Source organism: Paeniglutamicibacter sp., from assembly GCF_046714615.1.
Lineage (GTDB): Bacteria > Actinomycetota > Actinomycetes > Actinomycetales > Micrococcaceae > Paeniglutamicibacter.
The window spans coordinates 1-4,155 of record NZ_JBKKAP010000062.1; the positions used below are offsets into that span (position 1 = coordinate 1).

6 protein-coding genes are annotated in these 4,155 nt (G+C 63.1%); 4 read left to right on the forward strand and 2 right to left on the reverse strand.

Annotated elements, in window-relative coordinates:
- Nucleotides 1-60: 60 nt before the first annotated feature.
- Entirely contained in the window at nucleotides 61-321 is a 261-nt protein-coding gene (locus tag ACLQ7E_RS06975) for a GlsB/YeaQ/YmgE family stress response membrane protein (protein ID WP_411731853.1), read from the reverse strand.
- A 537-nt stretch (nucleotides 322-858) separates the two neighbouring features.
- Here ACLQ7E_RS06975 and ACLQ7E_RS06980 point away from each other — a divergent pair.
- From ACLQ7E_RS06980 to ACLQ7E_RS06990, 3 genes are read left to right on the forward strand one after another with little or no spacing between them, the layout of a single operon-like run.
- Nucleotides 859-1,410, forward strand: a complete 552-nt coding sequence (locus tag ACLQ7E_RS06980; RefSeq protein ID WP_411731848.1) for a cysteine hydrolase family protein — start codon at nucleotides 859-861, stop codon at nucleotides 1,408-1,410.
- Nucleotides 1,411-1,454: 44 nt separating this feature from the next.
- Nucleotides 1,455-1,718 carry a hypothetical protein gene (locus tag ACLQ7E_RS06985; protein WP_411731849.1) on the forward strand — a complete coding sequence of 88 codons (264 nt, stop codon included), beginning with the start codon at nucleotides 1,455-1,457 and terminating at the stop codon, nucleotides 1,716-1,718.
- 55 nt (nucleotides 1,719-1,773) lie between these two features.
- The gene (locus tag ACLQ7E_RS06990; protein ID WP_411731850.1) at nucleotides 1,774-2,085 is read left to right on the forward strand and encodes a hypothetical protein; all 312 of its coding nucleotides are present in this window, start codon (nucleotides 1,774-1,776) and stop codon (nucleotides 2,083-2,085) included.
- A gap of 21 nt (nucleotides 2,086-2,106) precedes the next feature.
- Here ACLQ7E_RS06990 and ACLQ7E_RS06995 read toward each other — a convergent pair whose 3' ends face one another.
- Nucleotides 2,107-2,574, reverse strand: coding sequence for a hypothetical protein (locus ACLQ7E_RS06995; RefSeq protein WP_411731851.1), 468 nt, complete (start codon nucleotides 2,572-2,574; stop codon nucleotides 2,107-2,109).
- A 117-nt stretch (nucleotides 2,575-2,691) separates the two neighbouring features.
- Between ACLQ7E_RS06995 and ilvD the strand changes: the two genes are divergently transcribed.
- Nucleotides 2,692-4,155: dihydroxy-acid dehydratase (ilvD, locus tag ACLQ7E_RS07000; RefSeq protein WP_411731852.1), on the forward strand; the 1,464-nt coding region annotated here is incomplete at its 3' end.

The window sequence follows — 4,155 nt, forward strand, 5'->3', positions numbered from 1 at the left end:
TCTGCTCCCCGGGGGGGGGCCCCCCCGCCCCCCCCCCCCCAACCCTCCAATGTGCAGCGGTCAGGCCTTCTTGCGCGTCAACAGTCCCCAAATAATGAGAACGAGCAACGCACCGCCGATGGCCAGCAACCATGTTGAGAGGGACCAAAAATCATTGATCCCGACATTGAAGATTGCCGATCCAATCCAGCCGCCAAGAACGGCGCCGACGATTCCGAGCAGCAGCGTGGCGATCCAGCCGCCTCCCTGGTCACCCGGCTTGATTGCCTTGGCAATAGCTCCGGCAATCAGTCCTAGAACAATCCAACCAATGAAACCCATAACTATTCTCCTGTTCGGATGAAGGTTCAGTTTCAGCATCATTGTGGCGATGCACTCTTTGACCCTACAACGAAGAAAGTACTGGTGGATAGGGTCTATGCGGCGTTTGCATTTCTGGATCGCAAAACCCTTCCTCGTTGACCTGGGCGAATCGACCTGGGTGTGAATGGCTCGAAACTCCACGTTCGGCGCGAAGGCTTCCCCGCGACCGTTGGTCAAATTGATTCGAATTGATTTGGGCCAATTGTGGGCAACGACAACCATAAGAGAATTACATGAAGTCCGGACAATGGGCTGGTTCGATATGGATGCAGTGAAGCTTGTTGAGTGCCTGAAATACCGGCCTCGGGCCCCCGGATCGACCTCCATCGCGGTTGGTGGATGTCATTGTCCCACCTCCTGGAGCCCGCGTGGGACGGCGCACGTAAGCAGCTGCCGGACCTCGCAAGACCCGAGAAACCGTTGCGCACTCGAAGTGCCCGGCCTACGGTGGACACAAGGTCAAACAGCCCGGCACCAACCAAGACGGGAGTGCCAATGCATGAAATTCCGCGGCTTTCCGAACGCATGGCCGTGCTCATAGGCGACATGCAGAATGCCTTCTTTGAGGATCCGGTCCTTGGACGGCGTCGCGATCCTCTGGTGCGGCACTGCAATCAGCTCACCGGACTAGCGCACGCGTTGGGGATGCCGGTGTTCAATATCAGGACCGAGCACGCCCGGGAAAAATCCACATGGACACTGAGCATGCTCGATGACGACAGGGGGTTCTTGTTCGAAGGCAGCGTTCAGGCCCAAAACCTGGCGGGTCTCGACGTCCGGGATGCCACGGAAATCATCAAGCGACGCGACAGCGCCTTTTGGCGCACAGACCTGAGTCACCGGCTGCAGGGCCTGGGTGGGGAGTCGGTCCTGATTGCGGGCGTGTCTTCCCACGCCTGCATCGCCTCGGCGGACCCCGATTTCGAACGAGCGTCCCTGGGACTGCTCAAGTCGGAGTACCGCGAAGGAATCGTGACCACGGGGTCCCTGCTTGCCGCACACGAAGGGCACCTTGCCGCGGAAATACACGGGCACGGATCCAAGTAACCGAACTTGCCGCAAAGCGGCATCCAACAGGAACGGAGCAGGTCATGGGCAACGAATCGGGACAAACGGGCAGGAAGCCGTTTTTCAGGAGACAGGGCGCCCCGCTCATGGTCACCGGCATCATCCTGGTGATCGTTTTCGGGCTATTCATCATGGCGGGCAGGGAGCCCGGCGAGGGATTCATGACACCCATGTGGATTGGTGTCCTTCTGGGCCTGGGCATGACTGGATACGGACTCTATCGGGCCCTGAAGGGACCCGGCATGCTCGACAACCTCGAGGGAGACACGGGCAACGAACCGCACTGATGCGCCGTCCACTGCCCGAACGTACCCACACGCACACCACACCAAGGAGCCAGCCATGTCGTTGAATACGCCAGAATTCGAACCGCGCCTAGACGAAGAGAACGAAGGCACGCCGTTGGACGGCCGCGACGGTCAACCGGTGGAGGAAGGCTCGTCCGATGATCCTCGGACCCTTGATTCCATGGATCCGTTGCGGGATGAGCATCGCGACATCGACGCGCTTGAAGGCCATGAGGCGCGCGCCCAGGAGGCGCTTCCACTGAATGAAGAGGACCGGGCTGCGGCGCAGGAGGATCTCGAAGGCGCGGCGGGCGCTCGGGCTGGGGAACCGACGGACGGTCGCGGCCAGGAGGACGAAGAGTCCTAGGGTGCTCGGGGCGGGCCGGACCTACGTGCTGATCGTGGGGTCGAGGCGGTCCATGAATTCGTTCATGAAGTCCGCGAAATCCGCCGCATCGTCGTCCTGGACCAGGATGCCGGAGACCGGGTGACCGGCGCTCTCGGCGCCGGCGGAGGGAATGTTCAGGGACAGCCGGGCCGGGACATTGAAGCGGTAGACGCGACCGGTGCTGGTGCCCACTTCGTAGCCGCCGTCAAGCACCAGAGCCACGTGCGAGACGTTGGTGTTGTTCACCGCCACTGCGCGCTCGGTGGGCAGGAGGTTTTCGGGGTTCAGCGGGCACAGGATCAGTTCGGCCGGCTCACGGCGGAAGCCGATGACCTTCAACCCCGCGGATCCGGAGCTGCCCGCGGCAGCGACCAGGTTGTAGCTGCCGAAGTTCGGGATTTGGGTATCGAAGGCCTCATGCAAAAGCCGCTTGAGGACGTCGTCGGATTCAACGTTGAGTGTCTCCATGTCATCCACTCTATCCATTGGAGGTTTCGAACACATGTCCTGTATTCGCAGGGCGAAATATGTCGGGGCACCGTCACGGGTTCGGCGTCGGTGCCCGTCAGCCATACAATCGAGGGCATGAGTCAGGACACTACCCCAGATATTAAACCTCGCAGCCGCGTCGTGACCGACGGCATCCATGCCGCTCCGGCCCGTGGCATGTTCCGCGCCGTCGGCATGGGCGATGACGACTTCGCCAAGCCGCAGATTGGCGTCGCGAGCTCGTGGAACGAAATCACCCCTTGCAACCTTTCGCTGAACCGCCTGGCACAGGGTGCCAAGGAAGGCGTCCACGCAGGTGGCGGCTTCCCGATGCAGTTCGGCACCATCTCCGTCTCCGACGGCATCTCCATGGGCCACGAGGGCATGCACTTCTCGCTGGTCTCCCGCGAGGTCATCGCCGACTCCGTCGAGGTCGTCATGCAGGCCGAGCGCATCGACGGCTCGGTCCTGCTTGCAGGTTGCGACAAGTCGCTCCCGGGCATGCTCATGGCAGCTGCCCGCCTGGACCTGGCCTCGGTGTTCCTTTACGCCGGATCGATCATGCCGGGTTGGGTCAAGCTGGAGGACGGTTCCGAAAAGGAAGTCACCCTGATTGACGCCTTCGAAGCCGTGGGCGCCTGCGCCGCCGGCAAGATGAGCGTCGAGGACCTCACCCGCATCGAAAAGGCCATCTGCCCCGGCGAGGGCGCCTGTGGCGGCATGTACACCGCCAACACCATGGCCTGCATCGGCGAGGCACTGGGCATGAGCCTTCCGGGCTCCGCCGCCCCGCCCTCGGCAGACCGCCGCCGCGACATGTTCGCCCGCGCCTCCGGCGAGGCAGTTGTTGAACTGCTGCGCAAGGGAATCACCGCCCGCGACATCATGACCAAGAAGGCCTTCGAGAACGCGATCGCCGTGACCATGGCCTTCGGCGGTTCCACCAACGCCGTGCTGCACCTGTTGGCCATCGCCCGCGAGGCCGAGGTCGACCTGACCATCGACGACTTCAACCGGGTGGGTGACAAGGTGCCGCACATCGGCGACCTCAAGCCGTTCGGCAAGTACGTCATGAACGACGTCGACAAGGTCGGCGGCATCCCGGTGGTGATGAAGGCGCTGCTGGATGCCGGCCTGATGCACGGTGACGTGATGACCGTGACGGGCCGGACGATGGCCGAGAACCTGGCCGACATCAACCCGCCGGACCTGGACGGCAAAATCCTCCGTGCCATGGACAACCCGATCCACAAGACCGGCGGCATCACCATCCTGCACGGCACGATGGCGCCCGAGGGCGCCGTCGTGAAGAGCGCCGGCTTCGACGCCGACGTCTTCGAGGGCACCGCCCGCGTGTTCGACCGCGAGCAGGGCGCACTGGCCGCCCTGGACAATGGCGAGATCAAGGCCGGCGACGTCGTGGTCATCCGCTACGAGGGCCCGAAGGGCGGCCCCGGCATGCGCGAGATGCTGGGCGTGACTGCGGCCCTGGTCGGCGCCGGGCTGGGCGATTCCTGCGCGCTGATGACCGACGGCCGATTCAGTGGCGCGACCAAGGGT